Genomic DNA, 24,439 nt, shown 5'->3' with positions numbered 1-24,439 from the left:
CGCGGTTACGCACGCTCCGTTTGTTTCCACGCCCGGTAGTCGTGGGGCAGGCAGGCCGCGCAGGGGCGGTAGCCGGCCGCAACGGCGGTTGCCTCGTCGGCGAAGAAGACCCTGCTGCGTACGTAGCCGCCGGCGGCGAGGGTCCGCAGGGCGGACGGGCAGTCCAGGCGGCCGTAGAGCTTGCTGCCGCGGTGCCCGCCCAGAGCTCCGGGTGCGGCGCTGCGGTAGGGACGGCCGTCCGCGCCGATCAATGTGTACCACTTGACTTTTGATGTCATGCGGCATCGTGGAAGACGAGACCCAGGGTGAATCTGGTGCCACTGCGGACAGTGGAAACCCCATGCCGCACCGGTGCTGCCGACCATCCGCGGGCCGACGGCACCGGCCGGTCCCGGGTGGTGAACACCAGGCCGTGACCCTGTGGGATGACGGTGGCGGTGCCGCGTGATTGGGCGCGCGGCCGCTGTTCGTAGAGCAGGAACTCGCCACCGGTGTGGTCCACGCCGGGGCTGGTCAGATTGATGACCACCTGCAGCGGAAAGACGAGTTCCCCGTACAGGTCTCGATGTAGGGCGTTCCAGTCGCCGGCCTCGTACCTGAGCAGGATCGCGGTGGACTTGGTCTGCCCGGCGGCGTGGCACATGCGCAGCCAGTCGTCGAGATCGTCGGGCCATGGCGCTTCCCGGCGAAGTTTGGCCCACCAGTCCCGCGCGATCGGCAGCAGCCGGGGGTAGAGCGCGTGCTTGAGCGCCACGATGGGGTCGGGACAGGGGTTCGCGAAGTAGCGGTACTCGCCTTCCCCGAAGCGGTATCTGCTCATGTCGATCGTGGAGCGGAACCGTCGCTGGTCGGGGTAGAGCGCGACGATCCGGTCGGCCTCGGCCGTGGTGAGCAGCGGGCCGGTGAGGGCACAGCCAACCCCGTCGAGGTCCGAACGGATCGCGTCCCAGTCGGCCGCGGCGACCCGGCCCGCCCATGGGCCACCTGATGCGGCGGTGTTCATGCCGCGGCCTCCAGGTCCAGCAGGAACCGTTTGGCCTCGACGCCGCCGAGGTAGCCGCCCATGGCGCCGTCACTGCGCACCACGCGGTGGCAGGGGACCACGACCGGCATTGGGTTGGTGGCGCAGGCAGTGCCCACGGCTCGTACGGCTTTGGGGTTGCCGGCGAGTTGGGCGACGGCGGCGTAGCTGGCGGTATGCCCGTAGCCGATCTCGGGGAGGTGGTGCAGCACCGTGCTGCGGAATCCCGCGGAAAGCCGCCAGTCCAGCGTGACGTCGAAGGTGCGGCGATTGCCGGCGAAGTACTCGTCGAGTTCCCGGGCCACGGTGTCCAGGCGCGTTGGCGTGCGCAGGATGCGTGGACTGATCTTGTCGGCGAGCTGTTGCAGGACGACATCGTGGTCTTCGCGGGCATAGGCCACGCGCACCAGGCCCTGCTCGGTGGCGGCCACCAGCAGCGGGCCCACCGGGCTGTCGATGGTTCGGTAGGCGACGTCGAGGATGCCGTCGCGGTCGGCGGCGACGGCCAGCCGGGCCCGCAGTGCGGCCATCGTGTCGGTGCCGTCGGTGATCTGCTCCAGGTCGTGGATGAGGTCGTGGTCGGTGTTCATCGGGTTTTTCCTCTCCGGGAGGTACTGATAGCGGCGGAGCCGCTGCGATAGGTACGTCTGAGGGTCGCGATGCCGTCGGCGGCGGCGCGCCTGGCGGCATCGGTGCTGCCGCCGAGGATGGCGGCGACGTCGGCATAGGGCAGGCCGGCCAGGTAGTGGTAGGCCACGGCTTGCTTCTGCTTGGTCGGTAGGCGCTCGAGTGCGTCGGCCAGGTCGTCGTCACGGTCGTGCTGCGGCGCGGTGGGTGTCTCCGGCACGGTGTCGGTGGGGACCGCGTGACGCTCCCGGGCCCGGGTGATGTCGATCGCCTTGCGGTGGGCGACCGTCACCAGCCAGGCTTCGATGTTCGCGCCGGCCGGAAGGTCCGGGTAGGCCTTCATCGCGGCCAGAAACGTTTCCGACCACGCGTCGTCGGCGTCGATCGGTCCGACGATGGCCCTACACACCCGCAGTACCGTGGGGCCGTGGCCCTCGACCACCGCCTCGAAGGGCTGTTTGGCTTTCACGTTGAGTAGACGCTCCGTCGCCGGTTTTCGTGAGATCCCAATCGGGATCGACCCTGAACGGTTGTGACCTTCAGCCTGACGGCGCGAGTCCGTTCAGGATGAAGTCCATGACGTCATCGGTGACCTCGTGCTGGGTCTTCCCGGAGTTGATGACGTTGTGCAGCATCGCCGTGAGCATGATGGCGCCGAAGGCGCTGATCGCGGAGCCCTCGGGGTCGGCAAGGTCCCTCAGTGAGCCATCGGCGGCGCCGGCACGCAGCACCCGGGTGAGAGGCTCGTAGAACGCTTCTTGAATAGACGACGTCAGCTCTGGCAGGCGGATGGCGCGCCCGAGGTCGCCGACCAGGGCACGGCTGGTCCCCGGACTCTTCATGGTGTGGGCGACCTGGACCCCGACCACGGCGGCGAGCCGATCCCGGCCGGCCCCGGGCGCATCGGCGGCCGCGGCGACATCGCGGGCGAGCGCGTCGAGGGCATCCCGGAAGAGGAAGGCGAGGATGTCGTCTTTGCCCTTGAAGTAGTAGTACAGCGTTGCCTTCGGGACCCCCGAAGCCGTGGCGATGTCCTCGATCTTGGTCTTGTCCAGCCCGCGGGCGGCGATGAGGTCGGTCGCGGCGTACAGCTTTTCGGCAACCGTGGGGGGCACGGTCCGTCCACGCTGTTCAGCCACGAGGGCAGTCTACGAGGACCTGTTGCGCAGAGTTTGCACTTTGAGTACAAACTAAAAGTCTAGTTCGGTGGTCGACGACCTTCAGGGAGAGTCATGTCAGAGGCGCACACAGCCGATGTCGTCGTGGTCGGATACGGGGCCGCGGGCGTTTGCGCGGCTCTGGAGGCTCGTTCTCGGGGCGCTGATGTCCTGGCGATCGACCGATTCAACGGCGGCGGCGCGACGCAGGTGTCCGGCGGGATCATCTACGCGGGTGGTGGCACCTCGGTGCAGCGCCAGGCCGGAGTCGACGACGACCCCGACGCGATGTACGCCTACCTGCAGGCCGAGATCGGCGACGCTGTTCGGCCTGAGACGCTGCGACGCTTCGTCGACACCAGTCCCGCGATGATCGACTGGCTCACCGAACACGGTGTGCCGTTCGAGGCCTCGGTATGCCCGTACAAGACGTCCTACCCGAACAACAAGTACTACCTCTACTACTCGGGCAGCGAGAACTCCGGGCGCTTTCGCGCGATCACTCCGCCGGCGCAACGCGGTCACCGGGCCAAAGGACCAGGGGCCTCGGGCAAGCAGATCTATCAGCCCCTCGCCGAATCGGCGGCGAGCCTCGGCGTGCGCACACAGTTCCTCACCCGTGCTGTCGCACTGTTGACCGACCCCAGCGGCCGGGTGGTCGGCGTGCGCACGAGCACGCTCGCTGATGCGCCGGCGTGGGTTCGGCGCCGGTATCGCGCGTACGCCGAGCTGGCGGTCAAACCGGGCATCTACTACCCGCCGCTACGCGCCGCGATGGAAAAGCGGTTGAACCGCTTGGAGACTCGGTATGCCCGCACAGTCGATATTCATGCGCGCAAGGCGGTCATTCTCAGTGCGGGCGGATACATCGCCAACCGAGAGCTGATCGCCGAGCATGCACCGGCATACCGCGAAGGGCTGCAGCTGGGCACCACCGGAGATGACGGCAGCGGAATCGACCTCGCCGCCGACGTCGGCGCTGCGGTCGATCGCCTCGACAATGTATCGGCGTGGCGCTTCATCACACCGCCCAGCGCGTTCCTGGGCGCCCTCGTGGTCGATGAACACGGACAACGATTCATCGACGAGACCCGCTACGGCGCCGCGGTCGGTCACGCCATGATTCAGGACCACGGCGGCCGCGGCTGGATCCTGGCCGACCACCGGCTGCTCAAACAGGCCCGAGCCCAACTGCCTGAACAGGCCATCTGGTTCCAACGTCTGCAGATGGAAGCCATGTTGCGCACCGACCGGGTGGTGGCGGACACGCTGGAAGAGGTGGCCGCCAAGGCCGGCGTCGATCCGGCGGGGTTGCTGGCCACCGTCGCGGCCCACAACGCCGCCGCCTCGGCCGGGTTGCCCGATCCCATGGGCAAGCCCGCCGAGTTCGTCAAACCTGTTGAGCAGGGTCCGTTCTCACTGATCTCGATATCGATCAGGCGCAGCCTGCTCAATCCGTGCCCGATGTTCACCCTGGGCGGCCTGATCGTCGATGAAGTGACCGGCGCGGTGACAACACCTGCCGGACAATCGATTCCAGGTCTCTATGCGGCGGGACGCACGGCCATCGGGCTGTGTGTCAACTCCTACGTCAGTGGATTGTCGATCGCCGACTGTGTCTTCTCGGGCCGACGTGCCGCAGAGCACGCCGTCGAGCTGGAACCCACGCCGTCACCGTAGCGCGCTGCCCGCCAGCCACTTGTCCCACGGCACACCCCAGTCGCCGTTCTGCCAGATGGGCAGTGGCTCCCCGCCGGTGTTGCGCACCTCGAACACATCTCCGGGCTGGGAGAACTCGTAGAACCACCGCCCGTTGTCGGCGTTGACATTCAGGCATCCGTGCGACGTGTTGGTCTTGCCCTGAGCCCAGATCGTGCTGTCGAGTTGATGGACGTAGATCCCGTTGTTGGTGAGCCGTACCGCGTTGTTGACGGTCACTTTGTAGCCCAGGCGTGAATCGACGGGCAGCCCGTAGGTGGAGGAATCCATGACCACGGTGCTGGCCTTGTCCATCACCGTATAGACACCGGGCTGGGTCCAGAACGAAATATTCTTGCCGGCAACGGTTTCCGATCCACCCATACCCATGGAGGTCGGGATCGTGCGGACCAGTTCGTCATTACGGTAAACGCGGATCTGCTTGGTGGCGTCGTCGGCGATGGATACGTGCGACTCTCCGATGACGAACGAAACCCGACCGGCTCCCTGGTCGTCCGCAGCCGCGACGACCTCAGTGCCCGGGCGGTAGTAGCTTTGCGGGCGCCAGTGGGCGTGCCGGTTGTCCATCCAGTACCAGGAACCATCAACGGACGGAGTGGTTTTGACCGACAGGCGCCGTTCCGCGGCCGCGCGGTCGGCGACCGGGGCGTCGAAGTTGGCCACGATCACGGTGCCGACGCCGTAGGTCCCACCGTCGACCAGCCCGGCGCCCGACGTCGCGGTGAAGCTGACCTGCGTCTGCTCGCCGGCGGTGAGTTTGGTGCCCATCGACGTCGGCTCTGCCAGCCAGACGGCCGCGCTGAGGGCGGCGATGAGGACCAGCGACAGGATTGGTACCGGCCGCCTCCGCGGTGAACCCACCGACATCCCGGCGCCTCCAATCTCGTCGGCCGCTTCCCGGCGGCACGGTGTGCTAGAACAGAATACGTAGCTACGGCGTAGCTACGTAGGGAAGGCTAGCATGGAGGTGCGCAGTGAGTGGACGGCGAGAAAGCGTCAAGAAAGACCTCATCTTCATCGGAGGCCTGGTTGTCATCGGCGCCGTTCTGATCGCCTACCTGCTGATACGTCCCGACACGGACGCCGTCTCCGCGACGCCTGCTGCGGGGCCGTCGGTGACGTCGCAGGCACACGACGCAGCGGCCGGTGGCACTGCTGGGAGTCACACTCCCGTGGAGCGTCGCCAGGCGGGTGACCCGCTGGCGTTGGGGGATCCGGACGCGCCCGTGGCGTTGGTGGTGTTCTCGGATTATCGATGCCCGTTCTGTGCCAAATTCAGCCGGGACACCGAGCGGGAACTCGTCGAGCGCTACGTCGATGCCGGCCAACTGCGCATCGAGTGGCGCGACTACCCGATCTTCGGCCCGCAGTCGATGTCAGCAGCACGCGCCGGGCGGGCGGCGGCCGAGCAAGGCAAGTTCTGGGAATTCAACCGAGCCGTCTATGCGGCGGCACCTGAGCGGTCGAAGGCGGACCTGACGGACGAGGAGCTGATCGCCTTCGCCAGGCAGGCCGGCGTCCCCGATATCGACAGATTCACCGCCGGGATGCGTGGAAACACCTTCGACGCCGCCATCAATGCAGATCTGGCACAGGGCGCCGGCATCGGGGTCCCCAGCACTCCGGCATTCCTGATCAACGACGTGCCCCTGCTCGGCGCGCAGCCCACGGAAGATTTCGTGCGCGCCATCGACGGAGCGTTGGCCAAGCAGTGAGTGGCATCGGTCTGCTCGGCGCCTTTCTCGGTGGGGTGGCCTCGCTGCTCAGCCCCTGCTCGGCCCTGTTGCTGCCGTCGTTCTTCGCCTACGCCTTCGATCGGTCAGGCCTGCTGATCCGGCGCACTCTCGCGTTCTGGGTGGGTCTCTGTGTGGTGCTGGTGCCGTTGGGCGCCGGCGTCGGGGCGCTGGGTAGCGTCGTCACGCGCTATCGGAGTGAAGTCACCATGATCGGTGGTCTGGTACTGATCGGCTTCGGTCTGATGACGTTGTCGGGCAAGGGGTTCGGCCTGTCACGTATGCAAAGGATGACGGCCCGGATCAACATCTCCGGCACCGTCTCGGTGCTCGCATTGGGAGCTGTGTACGGGCTGGCGGGCTTCTGCGCGGGTCCGCTGCTGGGCGCGGTCCTGACCATGTCGGCGATGGGGGCCGACCCGGCCTACGGGGCACTGCTGATGGCGGTCTACGCCCTCGGGATGGCGGCGCCGTTGTTCCTGCTCGCCTGGTTGTGGGACCGTTTCAACCTGTCCGAGCGGACCTGGCTGCGGGGGCGGGCGGTGCGTCTGGGTCCGCTGGAAACCCACACCACCTCGCTGCTCACCGGGGTGATCTTCATCGTTATCGGCGGAGTTTTCCTGTTCACCGACGGCACTGCGAATCTCGGGGGCCTGCTTTCCGTGGATGCGCAGTACGACCTGCAAGTCTGGCTGGGCCGACTGGCGTCGGGTGTCAGCGATCCCTGGCTGATCCTGGGCGTCGTGATCGCACTCGTCGTGTGGAGGTCAATCCGGTTGTGGCGGCGGCGTACCCGTTCGCAAGCCGGTGCGACGGAGGCGTCTGCTGTGAGCGTCGATTCCGGCAGCGCCGCGAGCGAGGGCGCGGCAAGATGAGCAGAGAAGCTACTATCGCGCTACATAGGTTTGACGCGCGAGACCACGAAATGGTGACGGCGCACCTACGCAGGCGGTAATGGATATGGGAATAAACGGATTTGGCGATCTCGAAGCTGTGGTGATGGAAGTGCTCTGGTCACGTGCCGAGCCCTCGACGGTGCGCAACGTGCACCACGAGCTCGTCGCCAAACGCCAGATCGCCTACACCACGGTCATGTCGACCATGGACAACCTGTTCCGAAAAGGCTGGCTGGAGCGGGAGAAGGTCGGTCTGGCGTACAGCTATCGGCCGGTGATGACCCGTGAGGAACACTCCGCCCAGCTGATGCGCACGGTGTTCGAATCCGGTGGGGACAGCGAGCTGATCCTCAACTTCTTCCTCGAGCAGATCGTCGACGACGACTCGGAGAAGCTCCGTCAGGCGCTCAAGCGGTTCACCGAGGAGCAGCCACGATGAACGCGGTCACGTTTCTCCTCGGCTACGCGATGGCTTTGAGCTGGCTGGCGCCGGTATTGTTCACCGGCCCGATCTCGGCCGGCATTCATCCCAGACTGTCGGTTGCAGGCTGGCTGGTGGTCGTCGCTACCGCCTCATTCGCCTGGGTGGCTGCGTTGGTGATCCTGATCGCCGGTGCCGCCCACAGCCTGATCACTCACACCGCACCGACGTTCTGCGTCGAGACATTGGGAATCGCCAGCGCGGTGACGTTACCGCCCACCGTGGCTACGGTGTTGGTCGTCGCCCTGCTTGCAGTCACCGCGGCAGTGGCGACCAATACCACGCGCCGCGTGATCGTCACGTTGTACCGAACGCGGCGTGCCAATCGTGAACACGCAGAAGCGGTCCGGATCATCGGCCGGCCCACCGGCCACGATGGCGTCGTCGCCATCATGGCTGACCAACCAGCGGCATACTGCGTGTCCGGCGGCCGGCACCGCGCGATCGTCGTCACGACTGCCGCCCTGGAGCTGCTCAAGCCACGCGCGCTGGCCGCGGTTCTGGCCCACGAGCGGGCACACCTACGTGGCCGCCACCATCACGTCATCGCGACGCTCAACACCCTCGCCGCGGCGCTGCCGCGGCTGCCCCTGATGCAGGCGGCGGCGCGGTCTGTACCGGTGCTACTGGAGATGTGTGCCGACGATGCGGCGACCCGCAGATATGGTCGGGAGCCGCTGCTGGCCAGCCTCGTCGCGTTGAGCACCCGGCACCGTCTCCCCGAAGGCGTGCTGGCGGCGGCGGGGACCGCGGTGGCCGACCGCGTCACCCGGCTCCTGCACCCTCAGCGAGCGATCTGGTGGCGCCCACAGTCCCTGGCGATGGTGCTCATCGTCATTGCGACGGCTGCCGCACCGGCCTTCGCGCTCACGTTGTGCACGCTCCAGCCGTAACCGTTGGTCAGATGTCGCCGCTGCTGCTCGGGCCCGAGCGGGGTCCGTAACGTTCGGCGTAGGCCCGGTGAATGTGCGCGTTCTTCTTGCGCGAGAGTTCGTCGATGAGCGCCGGGTTCAGGCCGTGCTTGACGAGCATGTGACGCCGCCACACCTTGTTCAGTGCGTGGGAGAAATACACGAACGGAATGAAGATCGGCACCGTCATGCTGGCGTGCAGGTAGAGCGACATCGGGATGAACCAGATCGGCGCCAGCACCAGGATCGCCGGGATCGCGACACGGACCATCATCCGGACTGTGGCCCCTGGACCAGCCAGGTCGTTGGCCACCCACTCGCGCATCGTGTCGGGCAACCGCTTGCCGTAGCAATACCCGATGTACTGCAGCGGGCCCGGTTTTGTGCGGGGGGCTTGGCCGGTGGGCATTGCAGAAGGGTAACGCTCGGTATCATGGATTGCGAATTTCATCAATCCATCAATCATTGGGGCGTCGGTGTCCGACAGCGTTCTGGATGGTCCCGAGCGGCCGTTGTACGAGATCAAGGCCAACCTCTTCAAGGCGCTTGCGCATCCGGCGCGGATCCGGGTGCTGGAGATCCTGTCGATGCGGGAAGGCCCGACGCCGGTCAGCGAGATCTTGGCTGCCAGCGAGATCGAACCGACCCTGCTGTCCCAGCACCTCGCGGTTCTCAAGCGCCATCGGGTCGTCAGCGGGCACCGGGTCGGCAACGCGGTGTACTACAGCCTTGCGCACCCGAAGATCGCTGAATTGCTGCTCATCGCCCGAACGTTCCTCGCCGACACCCTCGCCGCCCAGCGGGATCAGATCGACGCCATCGGCTCGCTGCCACCGATCGGGACGTCGCGATAATCAGCGCGGCAGCTGCGCGAGCCAATCGGAGTTGCCGTCGACAGCGTTGCCGTCGACGGCAACCAGCGGCACCCCAGGATCGGGGAAAGCTCGCAGCAGCGGAAGGTTGTTCGCTCCTATAGTGTGGCCGTCGTAGGGAATCGGAAGCCCCAGCTTGATCATGTCCTGGGCTGACGGAGGTGCGCCGGCGCGGTCGGCAAGGCCGGCGAGCTGATCGTTGCTGAGGTCCGTCTCGCCTTTCTCTTTCGGTTGCTGATCGGCGGCGAAGATCTGCTCGATGAACTGCCAGGTGATGTCGCTCGATTGCGAGTGGTCAGCGACGATGTGGGCGGCATAGATGGCGCGACTGTCGTAAGTGCCGCTCGCCGAGTACTTTTCGAGGAAGTTGACGAGACGCAGATTGATGTGGAGCTTGCCGTCCTCGATGCGCCGGCCGATCTCGGCTCCCTGATCACGCACCATCTTCCCGCTGTAGGGGCACAGCGGATCCAGATACAGGTCGATCTGACCCGGCGCCGCGGGGTCCCCGATGGAGAGAACATCCCCGGCCGACGAAGCCGGAGCCGCCTGCGCGCGGCCGGCGCCGGGACCCCACACCAAGGCCACCGTGAGCAGGCCGGCCAGCAGCAGGAAGTGAATCGTTCGGTACGCCGACCGATTCGCGGTGCTGGCACCATTCGGGTTCACGTTCATGACTTCCATCCTCTCTGACGGGGACTCGTGGGACTCCGGTGAGGGTTGGAACCGGCTTTGGCCTGCAGGTTCAGGCGTATTCTCTAGTTACTTAGAGAAAAAGTGGCATGACCAGACAGTTTCTTGTTACTGTCCGGTAATGCGCAATGCCGGGGGGATTGTCGTCGTCCTCATGCTGATGATCGGGTCGCTCGTCACATCTGCGACGTTGGCATCGGCCGACACCGGCGACGAGCCGCAGTACGCAGATTTCTATCTCCCGCCGGACCCGTTGCCCGCCGGGGCGCCCGGCGATGTGATCCGCACCGAACCGAGCCGGCTGGTACTCGAGCCGTCCGGTCAGCTGGGCGCCATCATGGCGACCGGAACGCGGATCATGTACCGCAGCACCGATTCTCGTGGGAATCCGATTGCCGTCACCGGCACCTACTTCGAGCCGTACAACGACTGGCCCGGGAAGGGGCCGCGTCCGCTGATCGTCTATGCGCCGGGTACCCAGGGGCAGGGCAACCAGTGTGCACCGTCGCGTCAGTTCAACCAGGGCATCCACTACTCGGGTGGTTGGGACATCATGGTCAACTACGAGGAAGCGTTCATCGCGACCTTGGTGGCCCGCGGCTTTGCCATCGTGATGACCGACTATCAAGGCCTCGGCACCGACTCGATGCACACCTACGTCAACCGCCTGGCCGAAGGTCAGGCCGTCCTCGACGCCGGCCGGGCGGCCATGAAATTGCCCGACACCTCACTGGATCACCATGGCCCCGTGGCGTTCTGGGGATATTCGCAGGGCGGTGGCGCAACGGCGTCGGCGGCGGAGTTGGCGTCGGCCTACGCACCCGAAATGAACATCGTCGGCACCTATGCCGGTGCGCCGCCGGCCGACCTCAAGGAACTGCTGCCCTACGCCGACGGCAGCGCGCTCGTGGGCGTCGTCGGCTATGCGCTCAACGGCGTCATCGCCGCCTATCCGGAAGCCGCCGATGCAATCCGGTCGAAGCTCACCCAGCGCGGCAAGGACATGCTCGAGTCGGTGTCACGCCAGTGCGTGGGACAGACGATCGTCGACTTCTCCTTCCGTCATCTGCAGCCCTACTTCAATGAAGACATCAACAAGCTCGTCAATGAAGAACCGTTCAGCAGCCTGTTCGATCTGCAGAAGCTCGGCCGGTACAAGCCGAATGCGCCGGTGCTGATCAACAGCAACCGTTACGACCCGCTGGTGCCGTGGACCGCAGCCAACCAGCTGGGCAGGGACTGGTGCGCACAGGGCGCCGACGTCGAGTTCCGCACCAACGAGGAACCGCCGTTCCTCAACAAGCTGGTGATCAACCACGCGCTCCCCATGCTCGTGGACGGGGAGCCCGCCATGCAGTGGATCGCCGCCCGCTTCAACGGTGAATCCACCACACCCAACTGCGGGCAGTTCTGACGGCCGGGGCGATATCCCGGGGCTTCGAACGCCCGCTCGATACACTGCCGGCATCGCTGAACGCAGGAAGTACAACGCCGCCCAGCGTCGCCGCGAACTGGCTGACGCTGCCATCGAACTGCTCGGCAGGGACGGTTCGCGCGGCGTCAGCCACCCCAAGGTCGACAAGAAGGCCGAGGTTCCCGACGGCACGACGTCGTTCTATTTCCGGACGCGAAACGCTTTGATGCACGCGATTGCCGCGCGCCTCAACGAACTCGACCTCGCCGACCTGTCCCAGCTCACCGAGCTGACCGATGCCGATCCGGCAGAGTTCGCCGGCACCCTCGGATTTGCCACCCTCGTCATGCATTCGGCCACCGAGCCCTGGCTCACCCGCGCCAAAGCCCGTTACGAGTTGGCCCTGCAGGCCGGCCGCGACGATGACCTGGCCGCAACGCTCAGCGCGTCCGTCGAGGGGTTCTACGGGCTCGCACGCGCAGTCGTGACGGAATGGCATGCCACGGACGAGAATCCGATGGCGCACGACGTCGTCGACGAGCAGGCCAAAACCCTCTTCTCATTCGTCAACGGGGTGATGATGACGTTTGTCATCGGACAACCGCTGGTGGACAACGCCGATCAGCTAGACCGGTTGATTCGAGGAGTCCTGGCGGGCTGGCCGGTCGACGGGGCCACCTGAACGGCGTCGTTCAACGCCTGTGACGACAGCAGCATGGTGGTCACATGGTCCACGAACACGTCGTGGTCGGAACCGAGGTTGCCTTCGGTCCACTCGATGAACAACGAGATGATGGCGCCGAAGACGGTGGCGTACTGCATCTTGACCCGCGCCGCCGCGGCGGTGTCTGCATCGTCGTTGGGCGCCCTGAATCCACCCATGGCACTGACGGTGTCGCGCACGAACCGGCGCAGCCTCAGGTCAGCAATGGGCTCTACCAAGAGGATTCGGCAGATGCGGGGATCGGCTTGGACGAGCTGTGCCGCCGCTGCCACGCCGGCACGCGTGCGGGAGGCCAGGTCGGCAGCTGACTTACTCGCGGCATCGATGACCTGACGTGAGTGCTCGAACGTGCTGCGGTAGACCTCGCGGAGCAAGTCATCGGTATCGGTGAAGCTTTCGTAGAAGAACTTCTGGCTGAGGTCAGCCTCACGGCAGACCGCGCGCATGGTCATGGCGGTCACCCCTTGGGTGCCGACCAGATCGACGCCTGCCTGGAGCAGTCGGGCGCGGCGATCCGCCGACCGTGTTTCGGCGGCCTGGCCGCGGTACGGCCTTGACATTCCGTGAGCATAGCGAGCACGATCCAATTCTGGAAGCATCCGCTTCCGAATTGGGAGGGGATGCCTAGTGACCGCGCCCAGTGACGGCGACGCGGACCAGCCTCGCCCTGAAGTCGCGGCCTGGGCTACGTTCGTCGACGGATTACGCACGGCCGGTGAGCAACTGGCGGTCGATACCGCCGGCCTGCCGGAATCCGAACGTGCCGACGGATTCCGCGCACTGCTGCGGGCGGTGTCAAATCAACTGGGCCGTTTGGAATTTGATCGGGACAAACCTGAGTTCGTCGCGTTCAACGGCTGGCGTCAGAAATTCTTGATGGACAATCCCGACTTCCAGTACTGGGTCGCCGATGTCTGCCCCGGCGGCCGCTACCGGATCCGCGGCAACCGTGGCGACGCCGTGTATGTGTCGATCACCGCCTATTCCGGTTCGGGCGGGGCCACTGCCCAGGCGAACTCCCGGATCGACAGTGATGCAATCACGTTCGGCGAGAACGGTGATTACGAGGTGGCGGTCGGCGGTGACCGGCAGGCGAACGATTGGCTGGAGCTGCCCGATCGCGCGATCGTGATCTGGGTACGTCACTTCCACGATGACGCGCAGACGGATCGCCTCGGGTGGTGTGCCATCGAGCCGGTCGAGCCGCCACCCGTCCCGGCATCGATCGATCCGCCGCGCTTCGGCAAGCGCCTGTTGAAGTCGTCCGCGACCATCGCGATGCTGCCGCGCATCTGGAACGGCGCGGTGGCCGCTGATCACGAGTCACCGAACCAGGTGCACCACTGGACGGAGATGGCCGGGGGAGCGGTATACACCGAACCGGCCATTCACTATCTGCGCGGCGGCTGGCAGTTGGATCCCGATGAAGCGCTGCTGATCGAAGGCGAGCTGGTGCCGTGCCGGTACTGGAACATCCTGGCGTACAGCAGATTCCTCAACTCACTGGACTACCGGCATCGCAGGGTCTCGTATACCGGTGCCACCGCGAACCTCGACGGCGGACGCTACCGATTCGTGGTCTCGGCCACCGATCCGGGTCCGGCCGCAGGGAACTGGATCGACAGCGAGGGTCGCGGCTTCGGCATCGTCGTGATGCGGTTCCTGCAACCCGAACAGCAGCCCGCACTGCCCACGGCACGCGTCGTGCGTTTGGCCGACCTGCGGGAGCACCACCCATGACCGGCTGGACCGCGCCGACCCGCACACCAGAAGCACTGAAGGTCTATGCGGCGGCCGAGCAGGATCAGGCTGCCCGCCCGGACCGGTACCAGCTCGGTGTGGGCGCCGTCGACACGGTGATCGACCGCGCGACCCGCGGTGCCGGTGTCGATGTGCTGGGTGACCCCGACGAGTGGCATCCGGGTTTGGAGCAGTATCTGGCCTCGGCCGAGGCGGACGGTCGGCTCAACGCCCTCGGCGCGTTGACCGCCCAGCGCACGGCGGCCGGGCGGCTGGCGGCCAGGATCGCGATGACGCGGTACCTGCAGGAGCACCCCGCGACCGAGAACCGCCCGCTGTTGCCTCCGGTCATCATCACCGGCGGTTGGCGTACCGGCACCACGTTCCTGTTCCGGCTGCTCGACCGTGATCCCCGATTGCGCGCACCGCTGCCCGCAGAACTGGGCGCTCCGTGGCGGCTACCCGGCGACCTCGACAGCGAGGAACGTGACCGTCGCCTCGAGGCGGCCGCCGCGGGTCAGTACATGCTGCACGTTCTCAACCCGACAATGGCGGCCGTGCATGACTCCGGCCCGAACTTGCCGGAGGAGTGTGTGCTCGGGATGGGTACCACCCTGCGCAACTGGGGCCTCGCCGCCACGACTCGCCTGGACAGCTACGTGTCGTGGCTTGCCGGTGAGAGCTTCGCCGCCGAGTATGCGCAGCACCGGCGGATGCTGCAGATCCTCGACGCCGGGGATGGCAGACGCTGGGTCTTGAAGGCGCCGGCGCATACCGCGGAGCTCAGCCATGTCATCGCGACGTATCCGGGCGCCTGCATCGTGCAGCTGCACCGCGACATCGTGGAGACCGTGACCTCCGGCGCGAGCCTGTTCGCGACCTATCGGTCCACCTACAGTGACCACGTCGACGGGGCGGACACGGGCCGGTTTCAAACCGAGCAGACCGAGCTGTGGCTGCGACGCGCCATCGACGCCCGGGCTGCGGCGTCCACGGTCACCTGGCTCGACATTCAGTACACCGACCTGGTGGCCGACCCGGAGACGACGGTGCGTCGCATCTACGCCGCGACGCAGATGGAAGCGCCGGACATCGCCGGGATGCTCGCCGAACATCATCGCGCCCAGCCGCGCGACGGCAAGGGCGCGCACCGCTATCTGCCGGAGGAATTCGGCATCAACCCCGCCGAGTTGCGCGATCGGATGCGCTTCTACACCCAGAAGTTGGACCCGTCGGACACTGACCGGATTCAGGCCTGACGGACCGTCCCGCGGGGGAGCGACTGGCGCTTATCGCGTCGCGCCATTACTTTCCCTGAGGTGATGTCCTCAGCCGTTGGCGCAGTCGCGCGGTCGATCGCCCCCTTTCTGACAGTCGCCTCGGTGGTCGCCGCGGGCCTTGCTACTGCTCCAGCGCCGAGCGTGCGCCTGGCCAGCGACGGCAACCCGCTCGAGGGGCATTCGTTCTACGTCAATCCTTCGTCGAAGGCCGCGCGCGCCGCACAAGGCAACCCGAGCCCCGAACTGCAGGCGATCGCCAACACCCCCACGGCGTACTGGATGGACAACGTCTCCACCCCCGCGGTGGACGCGAAGTACATCGCCGCGGCACAGGCCGCAGGCACCATGCCGATCCTGGCGCTTTACGGGATCCCCCATCGCGACTGCGGAAGCTACGCGGCGGGCGGATTCGGGTCGGCCGGTGCCTACAAGAGCTGGATCGACGGCGTCGCGGCCGCCATCGGCGGTGGACCGGCCGCGGTCATCCTCGAACCCGACGCACTCGCCATGGCCGACTGCCTGTCGGGTGATCAGCGCGAGGAACGCTACAACCTGATGAGTTACGCCGTCGACACGCTGACCCGCAACCCGGGCACCGCGGTGTACGTTGACGCGGGTCACTCGCGGTGGACGGCAGCCGGCGAGATGGCCAACAGGCTCAACCGGGTCGGGGTGGCCAAGGCACGCGGTTTCAGCCTCAACACCGCGAACTTCTTCACCACCGAAGAGGAAATCGGTTACGGCGACGCGATCTCGGGCCAGACGGGTGGCAAGCCCTACGTCATCGATACATCGCGCAACGGCGCCGGACCGGCCGAAGGCGAGATGTACTGGTGCAACCCCAGCGGCCGGGCACTGGGCGCTGCGCCGACCACGGCGACCGGAAACGGAAATGTCGACGCGTTCCTTTGGGTCAAGCGTCCCGGTGAGTCCGACGGCTCGTGCGGTACGGGCGAGGCATCCGCGGGCACCTTCGTCAGCCAGTACGCCATCGACCTCGTCCGTAAGGCGCACGGGTAGCCCACGAGGCCGGCGGCTTACTGGGGCGGTGGCGCCGTCTCGCACTCGGCGAGCATCGGTGTGGAGAAGGTGACCGAGCCGACGCCGCCGAGTGTCATCCCGTTGTCGGAGAGTGCCATCGTCGTCGTGTAGCGGCAGGTCTGATTGACCGTCAGGCCGGTGAGGAATTCGACGTCGTAGGTGTAGAGGAACGACCGCACGAGCTGGTTCGCGTCCCATGGCACATCGAGTGCGAACCCCAGCGCTGACCCGGACCGGGCGTTGAGCAAGCGCGGGCCGACCTCACCGATCCCCGGCGTCAGATAGAACGGGTTGCCGTCGAGCTTCGTGCCGGAAACGCTGACACTTCTGATGCGATAGCCGGTGGTGCCGGACGGGATGAGCGGGCCGCGTCGGATGTTCGTGCTGAACAGGATTGAGTAGTTGGTGCCGCCCGCGATCGCCGTGGTGCTGAAGCTGGTCGAGGTGAACTCCTGCGGCAGCTGGGCCGCGCAATTGCCGACCTTGCCGGACGGGTCACCGCATTCCTGAGGCGCCGCCAGGGCAACCGGTGCGACGACCGCAGCTCCGATGACGGGCACCGTGAACGCGGCGCCGCGGATGAACGTGCGTCGGGAGAACGCACTTCCTGAACGATTCGTCATTGGTCTTCCTCCTTGTTCGCTCGTGCTTTCTGTCTTCAATTCCGAAGCTACAAGGGTGACCCCGCGGCTTGGCCGGGATTGGCAACTAGCGGAAGGAACCGGCTCCGCCGTCGACGAGTAGGGTTTGCCCGGTGAGATAGGTGGAGTCGTCACCGATCAGGAAGGCCACGACGGCACCGATATCGTTGGTGGGGTCGCCGATGCGCTTGAGCGAGGTGCTCCTGACGACCGCCTCGTACTGTTTGGGCGCCATGTCGCGCAACACTTTCAAGCCGTCCGTCTCGGCGAGCGGGCAGACCACGTTGACGCGGATTCCGTCGACGCCCCATTCCAGTGCGGCAACTTTGGACATGCCGCGGATTGCTTCCTTGGCGCCGGCGTACGCGCCGAAGGAGTGTGTGCCGACAGTTCCCGCGGCCGAGCCGAGGTTGACGATGGATCCGCCGCCGCCTGTGACCATGACCGGGTGAATCGCCTGCATGAGCCGGAACGTCGCCCGCGGCCCGGTGTCGTGGACCCGCTCGTACTCCTCGGCGGGGATGTCGACGAACGGTATCGGTCCGGCGCTGGCCACAGCGTTGTTGACCAATGCGTCCACCGTGCCGAACGCATCGAGCGCCGCGTCGACGATGTGCTGCGCGCTGCCGGGGTCCCGTAGATCGGCCACCGTCGATGCCACCTCGAACCCAGCCTCGGCGAATTCTGCTGTGGTGTTTGCCAATACCTCGTCGAGGATGTCGGTGACGAGGACGCGCGCCCCGCGGGAGAGCAGGGCCGTGGCGATGCCTTTGCCCACACCGCGGGCGGCTCCGGTGACGATCGCGACGTGGCCGTCCAGTGAGTGCGGATGGCTGTAGGAGGACATGCAGCTGCCTTTCGGATTCGGCCAGATTTGGCACGCTAGCTCATATGATCAAGCGCTGACGAGGAAGTCGAGGAACGCCATGCTGAGTGATCTACGTTTCTGCCATCTGGTTGTCGGAGTGACCGACATGGACCGGGCCCTGGACTTCTACCGCGGCCTGTTGGGCATGGATGTGGTGTTCGATCAGTTGATTTCCGGTGAACCGTTCGACGCAGTCCTGCACTCGTCGCGCCAACAGGAGGGCCGTGTCGTCGGGGGATCGGTGGGCGGTGTCGTGCTCGAACTGCTCAGCCTCGGTTCGTCGACCCCGCCTGGATCGGGGAAACGGGGCATCGTGGGCAACCAGAACATCGCGTTGTCGGTCACTGATCTCGACGCGACGTATCGCGCTGTGATCGACGCGGGCTTCCAGCCCGTTCAGGAGCCCTTCCCGATCGACCGGGTCCGGATGTTCTTCGTCAACGACCCCGACGGCACCGCGGTCGAGTTCGTCGAGTTTCCCGGTGGCGCTCGCAGCAGCTATGAGATGCATCGCGGCACAGAGGCCACTGAAGGAAGGTAACCGTCTCCGCTTCATACACATCCACCCCACCGAGCGTATGTGGGCCTGCGACACTGGGTCATGGCCATCGAGCTTGTGCGTGGTTCTCGGTTGTTCTCGGGTGTGCCCTATGCCTACGCGGCGATCACACCCGGAAACGGGATGATCTTCACTGCGGGAGCCTGCCCGCTCGACGATCAAGGCCAGGTCGTCGCTCCCGGCGATGTTGCGGCTCAGACCCGCCAGGCGGTAGGAAATCTCCGGATTACGTTGCAGGAGTGCGGCGCCCAGTTGAGTGACGTGGTGAAGACGACGATCTACGTCGCCAGCAGTCAACGTGGCGATCTCACCGCGGCGTGGAGCGAGGTGGTGTCGGGCTTCGCCGACCATCGGCCACCGAGCACGCTGTTGGGTGTTGCAGTCCTCGGATACCCCGATCAACTCGTCGAGATCGAGGCGATCGCCGTGGTTCCGATCAAGTGACGGGCGTGAGGTCGACGCCGGTCGGGGGTTGGAGTCGCCGCAGTTTGCCATCGATAGCCGTCACATACAGGGCATTGCCTTCGGGCCCAGGAGCCACCCGCACCGAGGTCGGTCCGTTGGGCGGCACGGAGAGTTGGCTGAGACCTTTGGCTATCGTGCAGATGCGGCCGGTGTCGGTGTTCACGGCGTAAACCTCGCCGGACGTATCGCCGGCGACATACAGCGTCCCGTCGCGGGTGGCCTGCATATCGTCGGAGCCGGCGAACAGGCCAGGCAACCGTGCCACCGTCGAGGTTGCATTGGGCTTGTCGAGTGGCACACGTAAAACCGTTGACAGGGCCACATTCTCGGTGAAGATCGCCGTGCGGTCAGGGTTGAGGGCGAGACCGTTGGGCAGCGGTGTGGGTGACCAGGATTTCGTGTGGCGTCCGGTGGCGGGGCTGTAACGGTCGATGCCGCGTGGCGGGACGGTCAGTTGCGAGAAGATCAGGTCACCGTCCGGCAGGAACAGCAGGCCATTGGGCGCGGGCAGTCCGGTGAGCAAGGTCGTCGCCTGCCCGGTGGCCACGTCCAGACGTTGCAGGGTGCCGCGCGAGGCACCGGGGTTGTTTCCGGTCAGAAAGTACAGGCTTCTTCCCGAAAGCCTCAGGCCCGCAGGGTGATCGAGACCCGACAGCACTGTCGTGCTGTTTCCGTCGCCGTCGACGTGGAGTAGTCGACCGTCGGTGATCGCGCTCAGGTAGAAGCCGCCGTGACCGTCGGGTTCCAGGTTCTCCAAGGCGCCCAGCCCGCCGGCCACGGTAGTAGCGGTCCAGGCGCGACAGGCGCCAGTCCAGTCTGCGGCTTCAGGCGTCGCCTGGGCAATCGGCATCACCGCCACGAACAGCATGGCGACGGCACCTGCCGCGGCGCCGATTGTCTTCTGCAGCATCGAGTTCCCCTCCGTCATCCCCGAGCCCAAGTTTGATACCTTTTGGTATCGGATGCCAAAAGGTATCATGAATCCATGGCAAAGGACGGCGGTCGATCGGTGGAACAACCACGGCCGATGACGCGCCGTCGCATCGAGACCCGTCAGCGCCTACTGGATGCCGCATTCTCGGTGTTTGCCGCAAAGGGGTTCGGACGCACCAGGATCGACGACATCTGCCAGGCTTCGGGCTACACCAAGGGTGCCTTCTACTCGAACTTCGGAACTCTGGACGAGCTGTTCCTGGCCCTGTACCGCGAGCAGTCCCGCGAGTTCGCCGAGCACACCGTCAGGTTCCTGGCTGCCGAGCCGTTCGACACCGTCGAGGCCACGATCCAAGCGTGGGCGCAGGACCTGTCGATCGACCGGGACTGGCTGCTGATCAACACGGATTTCGTCCTGTATGCGGCCCGCCGGCCAGAGGTGCAGTTGGAACTCGCGACAGAACGGTCGCAGATGCGTGAGGATTTCGCGCGCATGCTCGCCGAGCACATCGGCGATCGGGTACCGGACCTTCCGGCGTCGCTGCCCACCCCGGCCGAGATGGCGCGTGCACTGGTCACGGTCTATGACGGGGCGATCTCGCAGCTCATCCTCGACATGGACGAGGCTGCGGTGCGGCAGCATTTCGCGGACATCGCCAGTGCCCTGTTCCGGTAAAGCTCACATACCTGTCGACGCCAGTGTGAACAGCTCCTTACCGGACGGATACGGCCGGGAAACTGAATCGCTGGAGGACACTGCGACCGTGTAGCGATGACGGCAGAACCTGTGGATCCGATCTGGCGTCGGCCCGTGGCCCGGCCGGCTCCAGTCCTGAATCTGGCGGTGCGCGCCAATGCCGACGTGCGTCAGGCCCAGGAGTTCATCATGCTTCTAGAGGCTGAAATGGTCGACCTCCAGGCACAACTGACGGCCATCGATGATCGTGTCAATGCCGGCCGTTCAGGAGCCCTTCACCATCAAAATGTGGTGCGGATGCGAGTGGCTGAGGTGAGGCGTCTGCTCGACGCGCTCATCTTCCGTTTTCCCTCGGCCTGAGTTTCCAGTCGCCGATCGCGGCCAGGCGTCTGCGCTGCTGGGCCGCCGCGGCGGTATCCAGGCCGTGGCGGCGCTCTTCGAGGTTGGTGATGACCCGCTCGCGGTGTTCGACGGGATTGGCGTCGTCGTATTTGAACTTGGCCTCCACGCGCAGCACCTCCAGACGTATGCCGCGAATACCGGGCAGCATCCGCCCGTACGGGGCCTCGCCGACAGCGACGGTGGCATGGCGGCCTTCGGGCTGGAAGTCTTCGAGCTGAGCAGCCAGGATGCGGGCCTTGCCCTCGGGATCATCGACAATCGTTGGGCGGCAGACGAACTGCACCGAGGAGTAATAGCTCGTCGGCACCCCGTCTTCGTCCGGACCGCCCGCCTTGGCGCGCCAGTAGGTCGGGATGTAGGCGTAGTCGCCGATCACCGTCAGACGCACCTCGGCGGCGGCCTCCAGATGCGGCCAGACCGGATTCGGCCGGGCCAGATGCATCAGCAGTTCCGCACCGGCGTGGGTGAAATGGCTCGGCACCATCAGAGGAGCGGAAGTCGGGCTGAGGTTGTTGACGCCCAAGATCCCGAACCGATCGGTCCCGGCGAGCCAGGCCTGCCACTCGGTCTCGTCGAGCGCGGCATCCCACGGGTGGATCAACATGTCATTCTCCTTGCCGGCGGTGGGCGGATGGTGGCGACGCGTCCGGTGGGGTGCCGACCCCGGGTTCGAACACCGTCAGTGAGAACCGCGCCGGGGCGTCGTGCGGGTTGGCGTACGCATGGTCGACGTCGCCGGGGAAGGACACGGCGTCCCCGTTTTCCAGGGCTATGACCTGGCCGTCGACCTCGACGTTGATCGCACCCTCGAGTACGTGAATCAGTTCCTCGGTGCCTGCTGTGTGGGCCTCACTGGCATGGCGATCGCCGGGTCCGAGCGACCAGTCCCACAATTCGACGACATCCGGTGGGGTGGTGCCGGCCACCAGGACGCCGCGCCCGCCGGCCGTGCCCGTCCACAGCTGCGCACCATCACCGGCGCGGATGACCTTCACTGGACGGGCCTCCGGCGGCTCGACCAGGGCGGGCAACCCGACGCCGAGCGCGTCGCTGAGTCGGAGCAGCGTTCCGACACTGGGGTTGACCTCGCCGTGCTCGACGCTGATGACCATGCGCCGGCTGACCGACGCGGCGGCCGCCAGCTGATCCAGCGTCCAGCCCCGGGCCGCGCGTTCCTGTTTGACGCGGGCGCCGATCGCGGTGGCAAGCTTGGCCGCGGCCTCGTCCATGGGTGCAATATATCGCACTGAAAGTCACAGTGTCTGCACTGTGTAGCCGCCATCAGTTTGGACTTGCTGGTCCATTGTCTCGAGCCACGCTCGCGAGGTATCAGCGCGTGACGGCCCGTACCTCGGATTGGGCTATGGCGAGGGAGCGTTCGGGATCTACGCATCCCTTGCCGGGGCTTTGGGAATCGCGCCCGGGTGACTCGCGTCAGCGGGTCGTGCTGCCCGCGCCCTGCCATACGGTGTCGAACGGGGCGTTTCCGCTGATCCGATCGACGATTCCGGCTGTGGTGAACTCCTTGGCCAGACGCACCGCCTCGGGGACGGTGGACCCCTTGGCCAGCGCAGCGGTGATGGCCGCTGCCAGCGTGCATCCCGCGCCGGCTACTCGGGCCTGTCCGACCTTCGGTGCGCGCAGGATCTCGGCGTCATGGCCGTCGAAGAGGACATCGACTGCGTCGTCACCGGGAAACTCGACTCCGCCCTTCACGAGGACGTGGGCCGGTCCGAGATCGGCAATACGCCGGGCCGCCTCGACGAGATCGTCGATCGAGGAGATGGCGTCCATCCCGGCGAGGGTGCGGGCCTCGAACAGGTTCGGGGTGACGACGGTCGCCAGCGGCAGGATCTGACGGCGCAGCGCGGTGTCGGTGTCGAGCGCGGCGCCGGGCTCCTGCCCTTTGCAGATCAGGACGGGGTCGACAACGATGTGCCGCCATGATTGCCGGGCGAGAGCCTCTGCGACGACGTCGATGGTTGCGGGGGTGCCGAGCATTCCGATCTTGACGACATCGAGGTTGTACGCCGACGTCGCCGCCTCGATCTGATCGGCGATGACCTGTGGGTCGACGGGCACGAATCGGTGGCCCCAGTTCGCCTTGGGATCGAACGACACGATGCAGGTCACCGTGCCGACGCCGTAGGTGCCGAACTCCTGAAAGGTGCGCAGGTCGGCTTGCAGGCCGGCGCCGCCGGTGGCTTCGGATCCGGCGATGACATACGAGAGGTCGACCACGTGGGTGAGCGTACGCCAGCGCTACGAGCGTCCAACGTGAACTCGGCGGATACTGGCGCACGTTGCTGTGCTCTTGAGAGGTCGGAGGACTATGCCCCGTCAGCGTGCATTCGCCCAGGTCGACGTGTTCTCCCGAACCCCGTACCTCGGCAACCCGGTCGCGGTCGTCCTCGACAGTGAAGGCCTCGATGACGTTGCGATGCAAGGACTTGCGCGCTGGACCAACCTGTCGGAGACGACGTTCGTGCTGCCCCCGACGAATCCCGAGGCCGACTACCGTCTGCGCATCTTCACTCCGGGTAGTGAGCTTCCGTTCGCAGGGCACCCGACGCTCGGTTCCGCGCACGCCTGGCTCGGACACGGTGGGCAACCCCGGCGTGAGGGACGCGTCGTGCAGGAATGCGGAGCCGGGCTCGTGGAGGTTCGGCAACGGGGCGCCGAGCTGTACTTCCAGGCGCCGCCGACGCTGCGGTCCGGGCTACTTGAGGACGACTATCTGGATCAGATCGTCGACGCCTTCGGAGTGGCACGCACCGACGTCCTCGCGCACCAGTGGGCGGACAACGGTCCCGGCTGGGCCGTGCTCGTGCTGGGCAGCGCGCAGCAGGTGCTCGAACTGGAACCCGACTTCACTCGGATTCCCACGGCAATGGTCGGTGTCATCGGCCCGTATCCGTCTGGATCGGTGCACAACTACGAGATGCGGACGTTTGCACCGGGCGTCGGCGTTCCCGAGGATCCGGTGTGCGGCAGCATGAATGCCTCGGTCGGACAGTGGCTGACGAGTACCGGCGCAGCGCCGGCGGAGTACCGGGTCTCTCAGGGGGCACGGCTCGGCCGGGCCGGCGAGATCCGCGTGGTGTCTGAATCCGATGGGTCGGTCTGGGTCGGCGGTGTCACCACCACCTGCATCGAAGGTGCCGGCCCTCTGATCTGTCCGTCATCGATGGTGGTTCGGGCACGAAAGTTTTTGACAATTCAACAGTTTTTCGAAAGCGTGCGAGGTCACCGCTTGCTATGTTGCGGTGCGGGAGCGCGGATCCCCAGGGGGATCTAGCCAGTTGCTGCGCGTGGCAGAACCGCAGTGTGGTGCCCTCCAACCGCTACGCGAATTATGTTGCCTTACCCAGGTTTAGGACGTCAATGTTCTATTGGTGTGGGACTTTTCTGGCAACCGGCAGCATGATTTTTTGTTAGCTGATAACGTCGCGCTCATGAAGCTCGTGGAAAGTATGGCCGCAGCCGTGGCTGCACTGGCGGTCTTTGGCGCCGCCGCATGCAGCAGCGCGTCCACCGATCAGGCCCCGTCCGCCACGTCCGTCCC

General features: G+C 66.0%; 31 protein-coding genes. 16 read left to right on the top strand and 15 right to left on the bottom strand.

Annotation, left to right across the window (positions count from 1 at the left end):
- Positions 1-5: 5 nt before the first annotated feature.
- From AB0I14_RS02990 to AB0I14_RS02970, 5 genes are all read right to left on the bottom strand, one after another.
- Positions 6-278 (bottom strand): Ada metal-binding domain-containing protein, encoded by a 273-nt coding sequence (locus AB0I14_RS02990; protein WP_358015633.1) that lies wholly within the window; start codon positions 276-278, stop codon positions 6-8.
- Positions 275-1,003, bottom strand: coding sequence for a 2OG-Fe(II) oxygenase (locus AB0I14_RS02985; RefSeq protein WP_358015630.1), 729 nt, complete (start codon positions 1,001-1,003; stop codon positions 275-277). Before AB0I14_RS02985 ends, AB0I14_RS02990 begins: the two co-directional genes overlap by 4 nt.
- A complete protein-coding gene (locus AB0I14_RS02980) occupies positions 1,000-1,611 on the bottom strand; it encodes a methylated-DNA--[protein]-cysteine S-methyltransferase (protein ID WP_358015627.1) in 612 nt (203 codons plus the stop codon). The genes AB0I14_RS02985 and AB0I14_RS02980 overlap by 4 nt, the downstream gene beginning before the upstream one ends.
- Positions 1,608-2,117 carry an RNA polymerase sigma factor gene (locus tag AB0I14_RS02975; protein ID WP_358015624.1) on the bottom strand — a complete coding sequence of 170 codons (510 nt, stop codon included), beginning with the start codon at positions 2,115-2,117 and terminating at the stop codon, positions 1,608-1,610. The genes AB0I14_RS02980 and AB0I14_RS02975 overlap by 4 nt, the downstream gene beginning before the upstream one ends.
- Before the next feature lie 70 nt (positions 2,118-2,187).
- Entirely contained in the window at positions 2,188-2,787 is a 600-nt protein-coding gene (locus AB0I14_RS02970) for a TetR/AcrR family transcriptional regulator (RefSeq protein WP_358015621.1), read from the bottom strand.
- Between the two features lie 93 nt (positions 2,788-2,880).
- Between AB0I14_RS02970 and AB0I14_RS02965 the strand changes: the two genes are divergently transcribed.
- Complete coding sequence (locus AB0I14_RS02965; protein WP_358015618.1) at positions 2,881-4,485, top strand: FAD-binding protein; 1,605 nt, start codon at positions 2,881-2,883, stop codon at positions 4,483-4,485.
- Here the strand turns inward: AB0I14_RS02965 and AB0I14_RS02960 are convergent.
- Positions 4,477-5,391 (bottom strand): Ig-like domain-containing protein, encoded by a 915-nt coding sequence (locus AB0I14_RS02960; RefSeq protein ID WP_358015615.1) that lies wholly within the window; start codon positions 5,389-5,391, stop codon positions 4,477-4,479. The two genes, AB0I14_RS02965 and AB0I14_RS02960, sit on opposite strands and share 9 nt — an antisense overlap.
- Before the next feature lie 107 nt (positions 5,392-5,498).
- Here AB0I14_RS02960 and AB0I14_RS02955 point away from each other — a divergent pair, with 107 nt between their 5' ends.
- The 4 genes from AB0I14_RS02955 (at position 5,499) to AB0I14_RS02940 (ending at position 8,527) form a co-directional block, all read left to right on the top strand.
- Complete coding sequence (locus AB0I14_RS02955; protein ID WP_358015612.1) at positions 5,499-6,239, top strand: thioredoxin domain-containing protein; 741 nt, start codon at positions 5,499-5,501, stop codon at positions 6,237-6,239.
- Positions 6,236-7,132, top strand: a complete 897-nt coding sequence (locus AB0I14_RS02950) for a cytochrome c biogenesis CcdA family protein (protein ID WP_358015609.1) — start codon at positions 6,236-6,238, stop codon at positions 7,130-7,132. Before AB0I14_RS02955 ends, AB0I14_RS02950 begins: the two co-directional genes overlap by 4 nt.
- 85 nt (positions 7,133-7,217) lie before the next feature.
- Positions 7,218-7,592, top strand: coding sequence for a BlaI/MecI/CopY family transcriptional regulator (locus AB0I14_RS02945; protein ID WP_358016748.1), 375 nt, complete (start codon positions 7,218-7,220; stop codon positions 7,590-7,592).
- Positions 7,589-8,527, top strand: coding sequence for a M56 family metallopeptidase (locus AB0I14_RS02940; protein ID WP_358015607.1), 939 nt, complete (start codon positions 7,589-7,591; stop codon positions 8,525-8,527). The genes AB0I14_RS02945 and AB0I14_RS02940 overlap by 4 nt, the downstream gene beginning before the upstream one ends.
- Before the next feature lie 7 nt (positions 8,528-8,534).
- Here AB0I14_RS02940 and AB0I14_RS02935 read toward each other — a convergent pair whose 3' ends face one another.
- Positions 8,535-8,954 carry a DUF5313 domain-containing protein gene (locus AB0I14_RS02935; RefSeq protein ID WP_358015604.1) on the bottom strand — a complete coding sequence of 140 codons (420 nt, stop codon included), beginning with the start codon at positions 8,952-8,954 and terminating at the stop codon, positions 8,535-8,537.
- 67 nt (positions 8,955-9,021) lie between these two features.
- Here AB0I14_RS02935 and AB0I14_RS02930 point away from each other — a divergent pair, with 67 nt between their 5' ends.
- The gene (locus AB0I14_RS02930; protein WP_358015601.1) at positions 9,022-9,399 is read left to right on the top strand and encodes a metalloregulator ArsR/SmtB family transcription factor; all 378 of its coding nucleotides are present in this window, start codon (positions 9,022-9,024) and stop codon (positions 9,397-9,399) included.
- Here AB0I14_RS02930 and AB0I14_RS02925 read toward each other — a convergent pair whose 3' ends face one another.
- Positions 9,400-10,092, bottom strand: coding sequence for a thioredoxin domain-containing protein (locus AB0I14_RS02925; RefSeq protein ID WP_358015598.1), 693 nt, complete (start codon positions 10,090-10,092; stop codon positions 9,400-9,402).
- Between the two features lie 172 nt (positions 10,093-10,264).
- Between AB0I14_RS02925 and AB0I14_RS02920 the strand changes: the two genes are divergently transcribed.
- Positions 10,265-11,524: a lipase family protein gene (locus AB0I14_RS02920; RefSeq protein WP_358016745.1), complete on the top strand. Its 1,260-nt coding sequence runs from the start codon at positions 10,265-10,267 to the stop codon at positions 11,522-11,524.
- Positions 11,525-11,642: 118 nt separating this feature from the next.
- Complete coding sequence (locus AB0I14_RS02915) at positions 11,643-12,206, top strand: TetR family transcriptional regulator (protein ID WP_358016742.1); 564 nt, start codon at positions 11,643-11,645, stop codon at positions 12,204-12,206.
- Here AB0I14_RS02915 and AB0I14_RS02910 read toward each other — a convergent pair.
- On the bottom strand, positions 12,146-12,808 hold the full coding sequence (locus AB0I14_RS02910) for a TetR family transcriptional regulator (protein ID WP_358015595.1): 663 nt from the start codon (positions 12,806-12,808) through the stop codon (positions 12,146-12,148). The two genes, AB0I14_RS02915 and AB0I14_RS02910, sit on opposite strands and share 61 nt — an antisense overlap.
- 67 nt (positions 12,809-12,875) lie before the next feature.
- Between AB0I14_RS02910 and AB0I14_RS02905 the strand changes: the two genes are divergently transcribed.
- The 3 genes from AB0I14_RS02905 (at position 12,876) to AB0I14_RS02895 (ending at position 16,288) form a co-directional block, all read left to right on the top strand.
- Positions 12,876-13,988: a DUF1214 domain-containing protein gene (locus AB0I14_RS02905; protein WP_358015592.1), complete on the top strand. Its 1,113-nt coding sequence runs from the start codon at positions 12,876-12,878 to the stop codon at positions 13,986-13,988.
- Positions 13,985-15,247 carry a sulfotransferase gene (locus tag AB0I14_RS02900; protein WP_358015589.1) on the top strand — a complete coding sequence of 421 codons (1,263 nt, stop codon included), beginning with the start codon at positions 13,985-13,987 and terminating at the stop codon, positions 15,245-15,247. Before AB0I14_RS02905 ends, AB0I14_RS02900 begins: the two co-directional genes overlap by 4 nt.
- Before the next feature lie 63 nt (positions 15,248-15,310).
- A complete protein-coding gene (locus AB0I14_RS02895; protein ID WP_358015586.1) occupies positions 15,311-16,288 on the top strand; it encodes a glycoside hydrolase family 6 protein in 978 nt (325 codons plus the stop codon).
- 17 nt (positions 16,289-16,305) lie between these two features.
- Here the strand turns inward: AB0I14_RS02895 and AB0I14_RS02890 are convergent, their stop codons facing one another.
- Together AB0I14_RS02890 and AB0I14_RS02885 are read right to left on the bottom strand one after the other, a co-directional pair.
- Entirely contained in the window at positions 16,306-16,932 is a 627-nt protein-coding gene (locus AB0I14_RS02890; protein ID WP_358015583.1) for a hypothetical protein, read from the bottom strand.
- Between the two features lie 85 nt (positions 16,933-17,017).
- Positions 17,018-17,797: an SDR family NAD(P)-dependent oxidoreductase gene (locus tag AB0I14_RS02885; RefSeq protein WP_358015580.1), complete on the bottom strand. Its 780-nt coding sequence runs from the start codon at positions 17,795-17,797 to the stop codon at positions 17,018-17,020.
- Positions 17,798-17,876: 79 nt separating this feature from the next.
- Here AB0I14_RS02885 and AB0I14_RS02880 point away from each other — a divergent pair, with 79 nt between their 5' ends.
- The gene (locus tag AB0I14_RS02880) at positions 17,877-18,359 is read left to right on the top strand and encodes a VOC family protein (RefSeq protein WP_358015577.1); all 483 of its coding nucleotides are present in this window, start codon (positions 17,877-17,879) and stop codon (positions 18,357-18,359) included.
- Between the two features lie 60 nt (positions 18,360-18,419).
- On the top strand, positions 18,420-18,821 hold the full coding sequence (locus AB0I14_RS02875) for a RidA family protein (RefSeq protein ID WP_358015574.1): 402 nt from the start codon (positions 18,420-18,422) through the stop codon (positions 18,819-18,821).
- Here the strand turns inward: AB0I14_RS02875 and AB0I14_RS02870 are convergent.
- On the bottom strand, positions 18,814-19,752 hold the full coding sequence (locus AB0I14_RS02870) for a hypothetical protein (protein WP_358015571.1): 939 nt from the start codon (positions 19,750-19,752) through the stop codon (positions 18,814-18,816). The genes AB0I14_RS02875 and AB0I14_RS02870 overlap by 8 nt on opposite strands.
- 75 nt (positions 19,753-19,827) lie before the next feature.
- On the opposite strand from AB0I14_RS02870, the gene AB0I14_RS02865 reads away from it, so the two are divergent.
- Together AB0I14_RS02865 and AB0I14_RS02860 are read left to right on the top strand one after the other, a co-directional pair.
- Positions 19,828-20,451, top strand: coding sequence for a TetR/AcrR family transcriptional regulator (locus tag AB0I14_RS02865; RefSeq protein ID WP_358015568.1), 624 nt, complete (start codon positions 19,828-19,830; stop codon positions 20,449-20,451).
- A gap of 111 nt (positions 20,452-20,562) precedes the next feature.
- Positions 20,563-20,832: a hypothetical protein gene (locus AB0I14_RS02860; RefSeq protein ID WP_358015565.1), complete on the top strand. Its 270-nt coding sequence runs from the start codon at positions 20,563-20,565 to the stop codon at positions 20,830-20,832.
- Here AB0I14_RS02860 and AB0I14_RS02855 read toward each other — a convergent pair.
- The 3 genes from AB0I14_RS02855 to thiD form a co-directional block, all read right to left on the bottom strand.
- Positions 20,807-21,478 (bottom strand): FMN-binding negative transcriptional regulator, encoded by a 672-nt coding sequence (locus AB0I14_RS02855; protein WP_358015562.1) that lies wholly within the window; start codon positions 21,476-21,478, stop codon positions 20,807-20,809. The genes AB0I14_RS02860 and AB0I14_RS02855 overlap by 26 nt on opposite strands.
- A gap of 1 nt (position 21,479) precedes the next feature.
- On the bottom strand, positions 21,480-22,103 hold the full coding sequence (locus AB0I14_RS02850; protein ID WP_358015559.1) for an XRE family transcriptional regulator: 624 nt from the start codon (positions 22,101-22,103) through the stop codon (positions 21,480-21,482).
- Between the two features lie 205 nt (positions 22,104-22,308).
- The gene (gene thiD, locus AB0I14_RS02845; protein WP_358015556.1) at positions 22,309-23,115 is read right to left on the bottom strand and encodes a bifunctional hydroxymethylpyrimidine kinase/phosphomethylpyrimidine kinase; all 807 of its coding nucleotides are present in this window, start codon (positions 23,113-23,115) and stop codon (positions 22,309-22,311) included.
- Between the two features lie 91 nt (positions 23,116-23,206).
- Between thiD and AB0I14_RS02840 the strand changes: the two genes are divergently transcribed.
- The gene (locus AB0I14_RS02840; RefSeq protein ID WP_358015553.1) at positions 23,207-24,172 is read left to right on the top strand and encodes a PhzF family phenazine biosynthesis protein; all 966 of its coding nucleotides are present in this window, start codon (positions 23,207-23,209) and stop codon (positions 24,170-24,172) included.
- The last annotated feature ends 267 nt before the right edge of the window (positions 24,173-24,439 follow it).

The organism is Mycobacterium sp. NPDC050441 (genome assembly GCF_040655355.1).
In the GTDB taxonomy this organism is placed as follows: Bacteria; Actinomycetota; Actinomycetes; order Mycobacteriales; family Mycobacteriaceae; genus Mycobacterium.
The sequence above is the reverse complement of the archived record's forward strand: the minus strand, read 5'-3'. Positions and strand labels throughout refer to the sequence as shown.